Source organism: Pokkaliibacter sp. MBI-7, from assembly GCF_029846635.1.
Taxonomy (GTDB): Bacteria; Pseudomonadota; Gammaproteobacteria; order Pseudomonadales; family Balneatricaceae; genus Pokkaliibacter.
Map to the genome: position 1 here is coordinate 587,728 of NZ_JARVTG010000001.1, position 17,651 is coordinate 605,378.

The 17,651-nt window shown below is 61.4% G+C and carries 3 protein-coding genes (1 of these 3 running past the window's edge); 2 read left to right on the plus strand and 1 reads right to left on the minus strand.

Annotated features, from left to right (window positions below; genetic code table 11):
- Both QCD60_RS02710 and QCD60_RS02715 read left to right on the plus strand, forming a co-directional pair.
- Positions 1–15,135 carry the 3' portion of a putative Ig domain-containing protein gene (locus QCD60_RS02710; RefSeq protein ID WP_279782189.1) on the plus strand. The gene continues 14,907 nt to the left of window position 1, outside the view, so the window shows 15,135 of its 30,042 coding nt (coding positions 14,908–30,042); the start codon falls outside the window, past its left edge; its stop codon occupies positions 15,133–15,135.
- A gap of 55 nt (positions 15,136–15,190) precedes the next feature.
- Positions 15,191–16,699, plus strand: coding sequence for a TolC family protein (locus QCD60_RS02715; protein ID WP_279782191.1), 1,509 nt, complete (start codon positions 15,191–15,193; stop codon positions 16,697–16,699).
- 117 nt (positions 16,700–16,816) lie between these two features.
- On the opposite strand, the gene pgeF is transcribed toward QCD60_RS02715, so the two are convergent.
- Positions 16,817–17,545, minus strand: coding sequence for a peptidoglycan editing factor PgeF (pgeF, locus tag QCD60_RS02720; protein ID WP_279782193.1), 729 nt, complete (start codon positions 17,543–17,545; stop codon positions 16,817–16,819).
- Positions 17,546–17,651: the final 106 nt, after the last annotated feature.

The following is a 17,651-nucleotide window of genomic DNA, read 5'->3' on the forward strand; positions in this document are numbered from 1 at the left end:
GGCGATGGCGATCTGACCAAATCCGACGCCGGGATATTGAGCCTGTCTGGCAGCAACACTTATACCGGCGCGACCTCCGTACTGGCCGGCACCCTGAGTGTAGCGGGCGATGATAACCTCGGTAGTGGTGCCGTTACGCTGAATGGCAGCACCCTGCAGGTCACCGGCTCCGGCGTCACCATCGACAATGCCATCGCCCTGACCAGCAATGGCGGCACGATCAGCAATACCAGTGCTGTAACCCTGTCGGGGGTGATTTCCGGTGACGGCGACTTCTCCAAGACCAGTTATGGAGTTTTGAGCCTTTCCAACACTAACACCTATGCCGGCGGTACTAACGTCCTGGAGGGTACGCTGAGTGTAGCGGGCGATGATAACCTCGGTAGTGGTGTAGTTACGCTGAATGGCAGCACCCTGCAGGTCACCGGCTCCGGCGTCACCATCGACAATGCCATCGCCCTGACCAGCAATGGTGGCGAGGTCAGCAATGCCAATGCTGTAACCCTGTCGGGGGTGATTTCCAGTGATGGTGACCTGAGCAAAAGCGCCAGCGGTGTCCTGACCCTGTCTGGCAGCAATACCTATAGCGGAAGCACCGCAATCCTCGCGGGTACACTCAGTGTGGCCGGTGATGGCAATCTCGGTAGCGGTACCCTGACGTTAAATGGCAGCACCCTGAGCATTACCGGCTCCGGCGTCATGATCGACAATAACATTGCCCTGACCAGCAATGGCGGCACTCTCAGCAATGCCAATGCGGTGACCTTGTCGGGCGAGATCAGCGGCAACGGAAACTTCAGCAAAACCGGAACCGGCACCCTCGCCCTGACAGGCAACAACAGCTACTCCGGCACGACCGCTATTTCCTCTGGTACCCTGTCTATCGCCTCTGACAGCAATCTCGGTAGCGGCACCGTCACACTGGCCTCGGGAACAAAACTCGCCCTGACCGGCACCACCACTATCGACAATGCCATCGTGATGGGCGGAACCTCCTCCATCTCGGTCAGCAGCTCACAGACTGCCACGATCTCCGGGGCCATTTCCGGTACTGGCAGCCTACGCAAGACCGATGCAGGAACGCTGGTACTTTCCGGCACCAACAGTTATTCAAGCTCAACCTTTGTCGATGACGGCATGCTGTCCATCGCCAGCAGCTCCAATGTAGGCGCCCTCGGGTTTGGCCTCGCCGCCGGAACCACGCTGGAGATTACCGGCACTGATACGTTTGCCAAGACTGTCGCCTTGTTTGGCGATGCCAGTATTTCTGTCTCGGTGTCACAGTCAGCCACGCTTTCCGGTGTCATTTCCGGTAGTGCCGGCCTGACAAAAGCCGGATCCGGCACGCTGGTGCTTTCCGGCACCAATACCTATACCGGCACCACAACCGTCAGCGCCGGCACCCTGTCGGTCGCTGCTGACAGTAATCTGGGCACCGGCGCCCTGACACTGAATGGCACCACCCTGACCGTCACCGGCTCCGGCGTCACCATCGACAATGCCATCGCCCTGACCAGCAATGGCGGTACGATCAGCAATGCCAGCACTGTGACCCTGTCGGGGGTGATCTCTGGCGATGGCGATCTGACCAAATCCGACGCCGGGATATTGAGCCTGTCTGGCAGCAACACTTATACCGGCGCGACCTCCGTACTGGCCGGCACCCTGAGTGTAGCGGGCGATGATAACCTCGGTAGTGGTGTAGTTACGCTGAATGGCAGCACCCTGCAGGTCACCGGCTCCGGCGTCACCATCGACAATGCCATCGCCCTGACCAGCAATGGTGGCGAGGTCAGCAATGCCAATGCTGTAACCCTGTCGGGGGTGATTTCCGGTGACGGCGACTTCTCTAAGACCGGTTCCGGGGTTTTGGCCCTGTCCAACACTAACACCTACACCGGTGGTACTAACGTCCTGGAGGGAACACTTAGCGTCGCTGCAGATGCCAATCTGGGTAGCGGTGCCATCATCCTGAATGGCAGCACCCTGAGTCTGACCGGCGCTGACGTCACTATCGATAATGCGATGACCCTGACCAGCAATGGCGGCACCCTCAGCAATGACAATGCTGTGACCCTGTCGGGGAATATCACCGGTAGTGGTGATTTCCGCAAAACCGGTGCAGGCACCCTGACCCTGTCCGGTAGCAACAGTTATAGCGGCGGAACGACGGTCTCCGCAGGCACGCTGTCGGTTACGGATGACAGCAATCTTGGTACAGGCACGCTGACGCTCAATAGCACCAGCACTAACACGGCCACAGGGGTACTGATCAATGAGGTGGATGCCGATACCGCAGGCACCGATACCGCTGAATTTGTTGAGCTGTACGGCGCCGCCAATATGTCGCTGGATGGCTATGTCCTGGTGTTCTTCAACGGCTCTAACGACAGCAGTTATCTGACCATCGACCTGACCGGCAAGAGCCTCGATGCCAACGGCTTTTTTGTGGTGGGGAGTACGGCCATCACCTCAGGAATGAACAGTAACAACAGCCTGACGATTCCGGATAACAGCCTGCAGAATGGCGCTGATGCGGTTGCCCTTTATCAGGCCGCAGCCAGCAGTTTCCCTGACGGAACAGCGGTGACCACCTCCGGGCTGGTAGATGCTCTGGTCTATGACACCAATGACGCTGACGATGCCGGTCTGTTAGCGCTGCTGAATAGCGGCCAGCCGCAAATTAATGAAGATAACAACGGCAATAAAGACGGCGAATCCATTCAGCGCAACAGCGACGGTGCCGGCAGCGCCCTGACGACCAGCGACTGGAAAGTGGCCACCCCCACCCCGGGAGCGAGCAATGGCAGCAGCAACAGCGGCATCGGGGGCAGTCTTGAGGTCACAGGCACCGGCGTCACCATCGACAATACCATTACCCTGAGCAGTAGCAGCAACACCGTCAGCGTTCTCAACGACGCCACCCTCTCTGGTGCGATTGATGGCACAGGCAATCTGATTAAATCGGGTGCAGGCACCCTGACCCTGACCGGCACCAGTACCTATACCGGCACCACGTCAGTGGACGGCGGCACGCTGGCCGTCAATGGCAGTCTCTCCAGTGATCTCACCGTAAACAGCGGCAGTACTCTGCAGGGCTCCGGCACCGTCGGCGATGTGACCGTGCTTGCGGGGGCCACCCTGGCGCCGGGCAACAGCCCCGGTGCGCTGACCGTCAACGGTGATCTGGTGGTCAATGGCACCCTGCTGGTGGACATTGACGGTACTACCGCAGGCAGTGAGTACGATCAGCTGATCGTTACCGGCAGTGTTGATCTGTCCAGTGCCACGCTGTCGGTTGATCTGGGCTATACCCCAACGCTGGCCGATACGTTTACTCTGATTGATAACGATGCCAGTGACAGCGTCACAGGTACCTTCAGCGGTCTGGCGGAAGGGGCAACGGTGCTGATCAGCGGCCGTGCGTTCCAGATCACCTACGTCGGTGGCGATGGTAACGATGTGCAGCTGGTGGTGCAGAACATTGCGCCCACGCTGAGCGATCTCTCTACCCTCAATGGCGGCAGCCTGAGCTACGTCGAAGACAGCGGCGCCCTGCTGCTGGACAGCGGCGAGGATGCGCTGGTCAGCGATAGCGACTCCGCTGACTTCGATGGCGGCAACGTCACCGTGTCTGTCACCAGTAACGGTGTCAGCAGTGAAGATGTTCTGTCGGTACGCCATCAGGGCACCGGCAGCGGGCAGATCGGTGTGTCCGGCACCACGATCAGTTATGAAGGTACCGTGATCGGTACCCTGAGTGGGGGTACGTCCGGCAACGCACTGGTGATCAGTCTGAACAGCCATGCCACCGCCGCGGCGGTGCAGGCACTGGTCCGTAATCTGACCTATACCAATACCAACAGCGCCGATATGAACACCGGCAGCCGCACCCTGAGCGTGTCGGTCAGTGATGGCGACGGTGGCACCAGCAGTGCCTCGACCATTGCTATCGACCTGACGGCCGTCAACGATGCGCCCACCCTGACCGCTACCGCCACCAACCCCTCATGGGTGGAAAATGGCAGCGCGGCCGCCCTGTTCAGTGGCACCGCGGCTTCCGCGATAGAAGACAGCCAGACCTTCACCGGCCTGACCCTGACCGTCACCCATGTGGCCAGTGGCAGCAGTGAGCTGCTGGGCCTCGACGGCAGCAGTATCGCTCTGACCGACGGTAATACCGGCACCACCAGCAGCCATGATCTGAGCTACAGCGTCAGCGTATCGGGCAGCACCGCTACCCTGACCGTCAGTGGTGGCACGCTGAGTGCTGCCGAGCTGCAAACGCTGGTGAATGCGCTGAGCTATCAGAACACCTCCGACGATCCTGGCACGGCCAGCCGTGTTGTCACCCTGACCTCGGTCACTGACAGCGGTGGCACCGCCAGTGGCGGAGTAAATACCACCACGCTGTCCATTGCTTCCACGGTAGCGGTGACGCCGGTCAACGATGCCCCGGTGCTGACGGCTACGGCGGCGAATCCGACCTTTGTGGAAAATGGTAGTGCCCTCACCCTGTTCAGTGGTGCCTCGGCTTCCGCGGTAGAAAGCAGTCAGACCTTCACCGGCCTGACCCTGACCGTCACCAATGTGGCCAGTGGCAGCAGTGAGCTGCTGGGTCTCGACGGCAGCAGCATCGCTCTGACCGACGGCAATACCGGCACCACCAGCAGCCATGATCTGAGCTACAGCGTCAGCGTATCGGGCAGCACCGCTACCCTGACCGTCAGTGGCAGCACGCTGTCCGCCACCGAACTGCAGACGCTGGTCAATAACCTGACCTATCAGAACACCTCCGACGATCCCGGTGCGGCAACCCGCACTGTCACCCTGACGTCCGTGACCGACAGTGGTGATACAGCCAATGGTGGTACGGCAACCACGGCCCTGTCCGTGGCCTCTGCGGTCTCGGTGACGCCGGTCAATGATGCGCCGACGCTGACAGTCACCAGCAATAACCCGACCTATACCGAAAACGCCACGGCCGTCAGCCTGTTCTCCGGGGCAGATGTCGGGGCACTGGAAAGTGGCCAGACGCTAAGCAGTCTGACACTGACCATTACCAATCTGAGCGATGGCAGTGCTGAACTGCTGACCTTCGATGGCACCACTGTTGCCCTTATCAACGGCAGCACGGGCACCACCCTGTCCAATGGTCTGCACTACAGCATTAGTCTGTCCGGCACCACCGCCACCGTCACCCTGAGTGGCGGTACACTGAGTGCTGCCGCAGCCGAGACGCTGATCAACGGACTGAGCTATCAGAATACCTCTGAGGATCCCACTACCACTGACCGCGTCGTGACTCTGACGTCATTGCAGGACAATGGCGGCACTGCCAGCAGTGGTGCAGATACCTCCACGCTGTCGCTGACCTCCACCCTTAAGGTCAAGGCCCTCAATGACGCGCCTGTGCTGACTGACAGCAACCTGTCGCTGGGTGATGTTGATGAAGATGCCGGTGCACCTGCAGGCACGGTAGGCACCCTGGTTTCTGATCTGGTCTCGGGCAGTAATGTCAGCGATCCGGATGGTGAGGGTCTGGGTATCGCCGTGATTGATGTCAACAGCAACGGCACCCTCTACTACTCGACTGATGGCGGATCGACATGGACAGCGGCCAGTGGCATTACGGCAGCCAGTGCGCTCGTGCTCTATGCCGACAGCAATACCCGCGTGTATTTCCAGGCAGACGCTGACTTCAATGGCACCCTGTCCGATGCCATCACCATCAAGGCCTGGGATCGTACCGGCGGCTATGACAATGGTGACACCGGCGTCAATGCCTCCAGTGACCTGGATACGGATCGTACGGCCACCTTTGGGGTGGAGTTTATCAATACCCGTCAGACCACCGTGGTCGGTGACTATCTGTACATTGCCGACAGTGGGAATGGTCTGCACATCGTCGACGTCAGTGACCCGACCAACCCGGTACTGCTCAGCACCTATGACACGCCGGACGAGCCACGCGGTGTGGTTATTGTCAATAACATCGCCTATATCGCGGATGAAGACAGCGGCCTGCAAATTGTCGATGTCAGTGACCCGACCCACCCGACCCTGCTGGGCAGTATCGGGCGCGGTAACGGCTATGCCTTCGGTATTGCGGTGGAAGGCAATTATGCCTATATCGCCAGTGCCTACGGTGGCCTGCAGGTCATTGACGTGTCGGACCCCACCCAGCCGTCGCTGGCGGCCCAGCTCGATTATCCCTCCTCGGGCAATGCCATGCGTGTTGTGGTGGAAGGCAATTACGCCTACATCGCGGATACGACAGGCGGAGTCCAGATCATTGATATTACGGATCCCACCCAGCCCAGTCTGGCCGCTACGTTTGCAACCAGCAGCGATGCCTATGACCTGACGCTGAGCGGCAGCACCCTCTATGTCGCGACTACCAATGCACTGCTGGTGCTGGACGTCAGCGATCCGGGCAACCCCATTCAGACAGGCAGCTATGCCACCGGTGGCGAAACCCGCGGTGTCACCGTCAATGGCAATTATGCCTATGTCACCGACAGCCGAACCGTCAAAATGCTGGATGTCAGCGACCCCAGCAATCCCACGCTGGTCGCCACCCTGACAACGGGCTACATCGCCAGCAACGTGACGTTCAGCGATGGCATTCTGTATGTCGGCATGACGCAGGTCGGCGGTGCCATTGATATCTTCGGTATCTCTACTCCTTCCAGCGCCTTCTCCACCGACAGTGATACGGTCAGCCTGACCGTCAGCGCGGTCAATGATGCGCCCACCGCGGGAGTGATCAGTGCTCAGTCCGCGACCGAAGACAGCGCGTTTAGCTTTACTGTCCCTGCCGGCACCTTCAGTGATGTGGATGCGGGCGACAGCCTGACCCTGAGCGCCACCCTGACTGACGGTTCCGCCCTGCCGAGCTGGCTGAGCTTTGATGCCAGCACCGGTACCTTCTCCGGTACCCCAGATAACGGTGATGTGGGTGTGATCAGCGTTAAAGTCACGGCGACCGATGGCAGCAGTGCCTCCGTCAGCAGCAGCTTTGCCCTGACCGTCAGCAATGTGAACGATGCCCCGACCGCCGGAGTGATCAGTGCTCAGACGGCGACCGAAGACAGCGCGTTCAGCTTTACTGTCCCTGCCGGCACCTTTGCCGATGTGGACGCCGGCGACAGCCTGACCCTGACCGCCACCCTGGCTGACGGTTCGGCCCTGCCGTCCTGGCTGAGCTTTAACGCCGCCACCGGCACCTTCTCCGGTACCCCGGATAACGGTGATGTGGGCAGTCTGACGATCCGCGTCACCGCCACCGATGGCAGCAGCGCGTCGGTCAGCAGCAGCTTTACCCTGACCGTCAGCAATGTGAACGATGCCCCGACGGCTTCCACCATCGCAGCACAGACCGCGACGGAAGACAGCGCCTTCAGCTTCACCGTTCCTGCCGGCACCTTCAGTGATGTGGACGCGGGCGACAGCCTGACCCTGACCGCCACCCTGGCTGATGGTTCGGCCCTGCCGTCATGGCTGAGCTTTAACGCCGCCACCGGCACCTTCTCTGGTACCCCGGATAACGGCGATGTGGGTGCCATCAGCGTTAAAGTCACCGCCACCGATGGCAGTAGTGCCTTCGTCAGCAGCAGCTTTGCCCTGACCGTCAGCAATGTGAACGATGCGCCAACGGCTTCCACCATCGCAGCGCAGACCGCGACCGAAGACAGCGCGTTTAGCTTTACCGTCCCTGCCGGCACCTTCAGTGATGTCGACGCCGGCGACAGCCTGACGCTGACCGCCACCCTGGCTGACGGTTCCGCTCTGCCGTCATGGCTGAGCTTCAACGCCGCCACCGGCACCTTCTCCGGTACCCCGGCGAACGGCGATGTGGGTGTGATCAGCGTTAAAGTCACGGCGACCGATGGCAGCAGTGCCTCCGTCAGCAGCAGCTTTACGCTGACCGTCAGCAATGTGAACGATGCCCCGACCGCCGGCACCATTGCCGCTCAGTCGGCACTGGAAGACAGCGCGTTCAGCTTTACCGTCCCTGCCGGCACCTTCAGTGATGTGGACGCCGGCGACAGCCTGACCCTGACCGCCACCCTGGCTGACGGTTCCGCTCTGCCGTCCTGGCTGAGCTTCAACGCCGCCACCGGTACCTTCTCCGGTACCCCGGATAACGGCGATGTGGGCGCCATCAGCGTTAAAGTCACGGCGACCGATGGCAGCAGTGCCTCCGTCAGCAGCAGCTTTACGCTGACCGTCAGCAATGTGAACGATGCCCCGACCGCCGGCACCATTGCCGCTCAGTCGGCACTGGAAGACAGCGCGTTCAGCTTTACCGTCCCTGCCGGCACCTTCAGTGATGTGGACGCCGGCGACAGCCTGACCCTGACCGCCACCCTGGCTGACGGTTCCGCTCTGCCGTCCTGGCTGAGCTTCAACGCCGCCACCGGTACCTTCTCCGGTACGCCGGATAACGGCGATGTGGGTGCCATCAGCGTTAAAGTCACAGCGACCGATGGCAGCAGTGCCTCCGTCACCAGCAGCTTTACGCTGACCGTCAGCAATGTGAACGATGCCCCGACCGCCGGCACCATTGCCGCTCAGTCGGCACTGGAAGACAGCGCGTTCAGCTTTACCGTCCCTGCCGGCACCTTCAGTGATGTGGACGCCGGCGACAGCCTGACCCTGACCGCCACCCTGGCTGACGGTTCCGCTCTGCCGTCCTGGCTGAGCTTCAACGCCGCCACCGGTACCTTCTCCGGTACGCCGGATAACGGCGATGTGGGTGCCATCAGCGTTAAAGTCACAGCGACCGATGGCAGCAGTGCCTCCGTCACCAGCAGCTTTACGCTGACCGTCAGCAACGTGAACGATGCCCCGACCGCCGGAGTGATCAGTGCTCAGACGGCGACCGAAGACAGCGCCTTCAGCTTTACCGTCCCTGCCGGTACCTTCAGTGATGTGGACGCTGGCGACAGCCTGACCCTCACGGCTACCCTGGCCGACGGTTCCGCTCTGCCGTCATGGCTGAGCTTTAACGCCGCCACCGGTACCTTCTCCGGTACCCCGGATAACGGTGATGTGGGCAGTCTGACGATCCGCGTCACCGCCACCGATAACAGCGGTGCCTCGGTCAGCAGCAGCTTTACCCTGACCGTCAGCAACGTGAACGATGCCCCGACCACCGGCACCATTGCCGCTCAGTCGGCGCTGGAAGACAGCGCGTTTAGCTTTACCGTCCCTGCCGGCACCTTTGCCGATGTGGACGCCGGCGACAGCCTGACCCTCACGGCTACCCTGGCCGACGGTTCGGCCCTGCCGTCCTGGCTGAGCTTCAACGCCGCCACCGGTACCTTCTCCGGTACCCCGGATAACGGCGATGTGGGTGTAATCAGCGTTAAAGTGACCGCCACCGATGGCAGCCGTGCCTCGGTCAGCAGTACCTTTGCCCTGACCGTCAGCAATGTGAACGATGCTCCCACCGCCGGGGTGATCAGTGCTCAGTCCGCGACCGAAGACAGCGCGTTTAGCTTTACCGTCCCTGCCGGCACCTTTGCCGATGTGGACGCCGGCGGCAGCCTGACCCTGACCGCCACCCTGGCCGACGGTTCCGCTCTGCCTTCATGGCTGAGCTTCAACGCCGCCACCGGTACCTTCTCCGGTACCCCGGAGAACGGCGATGTGGGTGTGATCAGCGTTAAAGTCACCGCCACCGATGGCAGCAGCGCGTCGGTCAGCAGCAGCTTTGCCCTGACCGTCAGCAATGTGAACGATGCCCCGACCGCCGGGGTGATCCGTGCTCAGACGGCGACGGAAGACAGCGCGTTTAGCTTTACTGTCCCTGCTGGCACCTTCAGTGATGTCGATGCCGGCGACAGCCTGACCCTGACCGCCACCCTGGCTGACGGTTCCACTCTGCCGTCCTGGCTGAGTTTTAACGCCGCCACCGGCACCTTCTCTGGTACGCCGGCGAACGGCGATGTGGGTGCCATCCGCGTTAAAGTGACCGCCACCGATGGCAGCAGTGCCTCGGTCAGCAGCAGCTTTGCCCTGACCGTGGCCAACACCAACGATGCGCCAACGGCTTCCACCATCGCAGCACAAACCGCGACCGAAGACAGCGCCTTCAGCTTTACTGTTCCTGCCGGCACCTTCAGTGATGTCGACGCGGGCGACAGCCTGACCCTGAGCGCTACGCTGGCTGACGGTTCCACTCTGCCGTCCTGGCTGAGCTTCAACGCCGCCACCGGCACCTTCTCCGGTACCCCGGCGAACGGTGATGTGGGTGCCATCAGCATTAAAGTGACCGCCACCGATGGCAGCAGTGCGTCGGTCAGCAGCAGCTTTACCCTGACCGTCAGCAACGTGAACAATGCCCCGACCACCGGCACCATTGCCGCGCAGTCGGCGCTGGAAGACAGCGCGTTTAGCTTTACCGTCCCTGCCGGCACCTTTGCCGATGTGGACGCCGGCGACAGCCTGACCCTCACGGCTACCCTGGCCGACGGTTCGGCCCTGCCGTCCTGGCTGAGCTTTAACGCCGCCACCGGTACCTTCTCCGGTACCCCGGATAACGGTGATGTGGGCAGTCTGACGATCCGTGTCACCGCGACTGACGGTAGCAGCGCGTCGGTCAGCAGTACCTTTACGCTGACGGTCGCCAACGTGAACGATGCCCCGACCGCCGGGGTGATCCGTGCTCAGACGGCGACCGAAGACAGCGCCTTTAGCTTTACCGTCCCTGCCGGCACCTTCAGTGATGTGGACGCCGGCGACAGCCTGACCCTGACCGCCACCCTGGCTGACGGTTCGGCCCTGCCGTCCTGGCTGAGTTTCGATGCCAGCACCGGTACCTTCTCCGGTACCCCGGATAACGGTGATGTCGGCAGTCTGAGCCTTCGGGTCACCGCCACCGATGGCAGCGGTGCCTCGGTCAGCAGTAGCTTTGCCCTGACCGTCACCAATGTGAATGATGCGCCAACGGCCACCGCTCTGAGTGATCAGCAGGTTGAAGAAGGGAATGTCTTTACCTTTATCCTGCCGGCCTCTGCGTTCAGCGATGTGGATAGCGGCGACAGCCTGACCCTGACCGCCACCCTGGCCGACGGTTCCGCTCTGCCTTCATGGCTGAGCTTTAACGCCGCCACCGGTACCTTCTCCGGTACGCCGTCCCGCACGGATGTCGGTACGCTGTCGATCATGGTGACCGCCACCGATGGCAGTCTGGCCGCTGCCAGCAGTGCGTTCTCGCTGACCATTACCGACCTCAGCACCCCGGTGGCCGGTACCATTACCGACCAGCAGGTGGCCGAGGACAGTGCCTTTACCTTCACCGTGCCCGCTGCCACCTTCAGTGAGCTGGGCAGCATCAGCAGCCTGACCGCGACGCTGACGGATGGCTCAGCGCTGCCTGCCTGGCTGAGCTTTGATGCCACCACCGGCACCTTCTCCGGTACCCCGGATAACGGCGATGTCGGCAGTCTGAGCATTCGTGTTACCGCAACGGACAGTCAGGCGGTCAGCCTGAGCAGTGACTTCACCCTGACCATTGCCAACACGAATGATGCGCCGACCGCCACCGGCATCAGTGATCAGGCCGCCACGCAGGATGCGGTGTTCAGCTTCACGGTGCCTGCCGGTACCTTCAGTGATGTGGACGCCGGTGACAGCCTGACGCTCACGGCTACTCTGGCCGACGGTTCGGCGCTGCCTTCATGGCTGAGTTTCGATGCCAGCACCGGTACCTTCTCCGGTACCCCGGAGAACGGCGATGTCGGCAGTCTGACGATCCGCGTCACCGCCACCGATGGCAGCAGTGCCTCCGTCAGCAGCAGCTTTACGCTGACCGTGACCAACGTGAACGATGCCCCGACCGCCGGGGTAATCCGTGCTCAGAGTGCGACCGAGGACAGCGCCTTTAGCTTTACCGTCCCTGCTGGCACCTTCAGTGATGTGGACGCCGGTGACAGTCTGACGCTGACGGCTACCCTGGCCGACGGTTCGGCGCTGCCTTCATGGCTGAGTTTTGATGCCAGCACCGGCACCTTCTCCGGTACCCCGGATAACGGTGATGTGGGCAGTCTGAGCATTCGGGTCACTGCCACCGATGGCAGCGGTGCGTCAGCCAGCAGTGGCTTCGCCCTGACCATCATCAATACCAATGATGCGGCCAGCTCCGGTGTGATTCCGAACCAGAGCGCCACCGAAGACAGCGCCTTCCGCTTTACCCTGCCCGCCGATACCTTTGTGGATCAGGATGCCGGCGACAGCCTGACCCTGAGCGCTACGCTGGCTGACGGTTCGGCCCTGCCGAGCTGGCTGAGTTTCGATGCCAGCACCGGCACCTTCTCCGGTACCCCGGAGAACGGTGATGTCGGCAGTCTGACGATCCGCGTCACCGCCACCGATAACAGCGGTGCGGCCATCGCTACGAACTTCACTCTGACGGTGACGAACACGAATGATGCCCCGACCGCCGGGGTGATTAGTGCACAGAGTGCAACCGAGGACAGCGCGTTTAGCTTTACCGTCCCTGCCGGTACCTTTGCCGATGTGGACGCCGGCGACAGCCTGACCCTCACCGCCACCCTGGCCGATGGCTCCGCCCTGCCGTCCTGGCTGAGTTTTGATGCCAGCACCGGCACCTTCTCCGGCACCCCGGATAACGGTGATGTCGGCAGTCTGAGCCTTCGGGTCACTGCCACTGACGGTAGCAGCGCGTCGGTCAGCAGTACCTTTACCCTGACCGTCAGCAACGTGAACGATGCGCCAACGGCTTCCACCATCCCAGCGCAGACCGCGACGGAAGACAGCGCGTTTAGCTTTACCGTCCCTGCCGGCACCTTTGCCGATGTGGATGCCGGCGACAGCCTGACCCTGAGCGCTACCCTGGCTGACGGTTCGGCCATGCCGTCCTGGCTGAGCTTTAACGCCGCCACCGGCACCTTCTCCGGTACCCCGGATAACGGCGATGTCGGCAGTCTGACGATCCGCGTCACCGCCACCGATAACAGCGGTGCGGCCATCGCTACGAACTTCACTCTGACGGTGACGAACACGAATGATGCCCCGACCGCCGGGGTGATTAGTGCACAGAGTGCAACCGAGGACAGCGCGTTTAGCTTTACCGTCCCTGCCGGCACCTTTGCCGATGTGGACGCCGGCGACAGCCTGACCCTCACGGCCACCCTGGCCGACGGTTCCGCCCTGCCTTCCTGGCTGAGCTTCAACGCCACCACCGGTACCTTCTCCGGTACCCCGGAGAACGGTGATGTCGGCAGTCTGACGATCCGCATCACCGCCACCGATGGCAGCAGCGCGTCGGTCAGCAGCAGCTTTACGCTGACCGTCAGCAATGTGAACGATGCTCCCACCGCCGGGGTGATCAGTGCTCAGTCCGCGACCGAGGACAGCGCGTTTAGCTTTACCGTCCCTGCCGGCACCTTTGCCGATGTGGACGCCGGCGACAGCCTGACCCTCACGGCCACCCTGGCCGATGGTTCGGCCCTACCGTCCTGGCTGAGTTTCGATGCCAGCACCGGCACCTTCTCCGGTACCCCGGATAACGGTGATGTCGGCAGTCTGACGATCCGCGTCACCGCCACCGATAACAGCGGTGCGGCCATCGCTACGAACTTCACTCTGACGGTGACGAACACGAATGATGCTCCCACCGCCGGGATGATCAGTGCTCAGTCCGCGGCCGAAGACAGCGCGTTCAGCTTTACCGTCCCTGCCGGCACCTTCAGTGATGTGGACGCGGGTGACAGTCTGACGCTGAGCGCTACGCTGGCCGATGGCTCGGCGCTGCCGAGCTGGCTGAGTTTTGATGCCAGCACCGGTACCTTCTCTGGTACCCCGGATAACGGCGATGTCGGCAGTCTGAGCCTTCGGGTCACCGCCACCGATGGCAGCGGTGCCTCGGTCAGCAGTAGCTTTGCCCTGACCGTCACCAATGTGAATGATGCGCCAACGGCTTCCACCCTCCCAGCGCAGACCGCGACGGAAGACAGCGCCTTCAGCTTCACCGTTCCTGCCGGCACCTTCAGTGATGTGGATGCCGGCGACAGCCTGACCCTGACCGCCACCCTGGCCGATGGCTCGGCGCTGCCGTCCTGGCTGAGTTTCGATGCCGCCACCGGCACCTTCTCCGGTACCCCGGATAACGGCGATGTCGGCAGTCTGAGCCTTCGGGTCACCGCCACCGATGGCAGCGGTGCCTCGGTCAGCAGTAGCTTTGCCCTGACCGTCACCAATGTGAATGATGCGCCAACGGCAGGTGCAATCAGTGCTCAGAGCGCCACCCAGAATGCGGCGTTCAGCTTTACCCTGCCGGCCGATACCTTTGCCGATGTGGACGCCGGTGACAGCCTGACCCTCACGGCTACCCTGGCTGACGGTTCCGTCCTGCCGTCCTGGCTGAGTTTTGATGCCAGCACGGGCCAGTTCAGCGGCACTCCGCTGGCGGCCAATGTGGGCACCTTCAGCCTTGCCGTCACCGCCACGGATAATACCGGGGCCCAGGTCACCACGACCTTTACGCTGACCGTAGCCCGCGCGACCAGCACCGGGGGCGATCCGGAGTTCCGGACCAATGGTTCCGGGACACCCACGACGTCAACCACAGGCTCCGCGGGGGGCACTACGCAGGGTAATGGAGGTCAGGGTGGGCTGTCGTTCAACGGCACACTGGGGGGTGTTGGCGGCAACGGAGGCAATGGTGGCAGCTCGGTGGTCACCACGATCTTCCAGTCGGGTAACTCAGGCGGCAATGGGGGCTTCGGTACTTCGCAGATTAGCAGCACCTTCCAGAACGGTACCGGCGCGGGCTTTGGCTCGTTCAACAGCAGTCTGGGCAGCTTCCCCAGCTTCAACAACGGCGGTGCGCTGGGCGGCAGCTCCACGCTGGCAGGCATGTTCTCAGGTATCCATCTGCCCTCCATCACGCCGATGCAGATCTTCTCCGGCGGCAGCTGGAGCAATATCGATGTGGATAACGGTGGCTTTAATGGCACCGGTGGTGCCGGTGGTGCTGGCGCGTCACTGGCCGTGTTCTCACCCGGCCTGGATCAGCAATTGCGCGCCCTTGACGACAACGAACTGCAGCGGATCAGTGCCATTGAACATGCTCTGCTCGAATTAGGCCTACAACAGGGATAATCCAGTGAAAGGCAATCTATCCATGACAATGACGAACACCTTTGGGAGCCACATTGTGTCTAATGGCCGTAAGTTATTCAGCCTCAGTGTCATCGCCCTGCTGGTCAGCGGCTGTGCGGTGACCAGCCAGCCGCTCTCCCGGGTTCAGAGCGAACAGCGGGTGCAGCAGGATCTGGCACAGATGTTCACTGATCAGGAGCCGGTAACGGCTCCCATCTCTCTGCACGATGCCATGGCCCGTGCTCTCAAGTACAACCTGGAAGCCCGCCTGAAGGTGATGGAGGAGGCCCTTGCCCAGCGTCAGCTGGATCTGTCTCATTTTGATATGCTGCCGAAGATGGCGCTGGCCGCCGGTTATTCCGGCCGCAGCAATCTGAGTGCCTCCAGCAGTCTGAGCGTGGAGACCGGTCAGCAGTCGCTGGAGCCGTCCACCTCGCTGGATAACGACCGTGATGTGGCCGATCTGACCATGGTGTGGAACGTGCTGGACTTCGGCGTCAGTTATGTGACTGCCCAGCAGAAGTCGGATCAGCGCTGGATCGCGCAGGAGCGCAAGCGCAAGGTGGTGCATACCATCATTCAGGATGTGCGTTCAGCCTACTGGCGCGCCGCCGCGGCGGAACGTCTGCTGAGCAGGATCGACGGGCTGATTGACCGGGTGAATGAAGCGCGGACCACCAGCCAGCACATGAGTGCCCAGCAGGTCGGTGACCCTATCGAAGCACTGAGCTATCAGCGGGCGCTGCTGGATGCCCTGCGTCAGCTGGAAGAGCAACGCCGTGCGCTGTCACTGGCGAAGACCGAGCTGGCCACCCTGATGAATCTGCCACTGGGCTCCACCTATACGCTGGCGGTGCCGGATGATACGAACCTGCCAGTTCCCCAGCTGAACGTGGACTTTAACAAGCTGGAAGAGGTGGCGCTGGTCAACCGCCCGGAACTGCGTGAGCAGGATTATCAGGTCCGCATCAGTGCCGCCGAAACCCGCAAGTCGCTGCTACGGATGTTACCGGGACTGGAAATCGATGCCGGTGGCCATTACGACAGCAACTCTTTCCTGGTCAATCAGAGCTGGGCAGATGTCGGGGTGAAGGTGACCTGGAACCTGTTCAACCTGCTCTCGGGCCCGGCAGCGCGGGATGCCGCCAAAGCCAATGAGGTGGTGGCCAAAATGCAGCGTCAGGCCATGTCACTGGCGGTCATGGCGCAGCTCTATGTGGCCCGCGCCAACTATAATGAAGCCCTGCGTCAGTACAAAACCAGTACCGAGCTCAGTGGTCTGGATACCCAGATTGCTGATCAGCTGCGCAATCGCTACAAGGCCAACAGCATCGGGGAACTGCAGCTGATTCAGGGTGAGCTGAATGCGCTGAACGCGCATCTGCGCCAGGATCTGGCCTATGCCGAGCTGCGTAATGCTTACGGGCAGGTGTTCGCGACGGTGGGTCTGGACCCGCTGCCGAAGATGCTGAAGTCCGACAAGGTCGCGGATATCAGTCAGGCACTGGATCAGACGGAGGCCGACTGGCAGCAGGGGAAGGTGGAACAGCTGCAGTCGTTCTGAAGACGGGGTGAGCTATTAAAGCCGTGCAGTGACGGAACTCCCGCCACTGCACTCTTTTGAAAGCTCTACGGGATTGAAAGCTCTACGGGTGGTAACCAAACAAGGCCTGTCTCTTTTTTAGTCCAGCCAGATCAACGAGGCCATACGACCGGTCTGCCGGTCACGACGGTATGAGTAAAACAGTTCAGGCTGACTGACCGTGCAATACTCACCGCCGTATATCCGCTCAATACCTGCCAGACGAAGACGTAGTCGTGCCAGCTGATAGATATCCGCCAGCCATTTCCCGGGTAGCTCTCCCGGTACAAATGCTGCGGCAGCATCACGTTGCTGGGCAATAAAGGCTTCGCGCACCTCATCTCCCACTTCAAATGCAGCTGGCCCAATCGCAGGCCCAAGCCACGCCATTAGCGACACCGGAGCGACGGCCATGGCCTGAATGGTGGCCTCCAGTATGCCTGCACACAGTCCCCGCCAGCCAGCATGGGCACCTGCCACGACCAGCCCTTTGTCATCACAGAACAACACGGGCAGACAGTCCGCCGTCATGATTGCCAGCGCCTGTCCACGATGACGGGTCACACTGGCATCTGCCTGATAATCGTCCGCTTCGCCAGGACATGCCACATCCGTACCGTGCACCTGTACCAACCAGGCTGGAGGCTGCTGCAGATTCAACTCTGCCTGCAACTGAAGACGATTGGCATGCACGGCCTGGGGATCATCCCCCACATGGTCACCAAGATTGAAGCTGTCGAAGGCACCCTGGCTATGCCCTCCCAGGCGAGTGGTACACAGCGCTTTAACATTGCCTGGAGCAGGCCAGTCTGGATAAACATATGACAAGATCGACCTCCTATCTCTTTACGGTCATCACTTTTATTGTTGGACGACATCTGCCAAAGAGTGATCTCAGACGGTGCAGGTACAGCCTGAACCGTACCTGTTCATC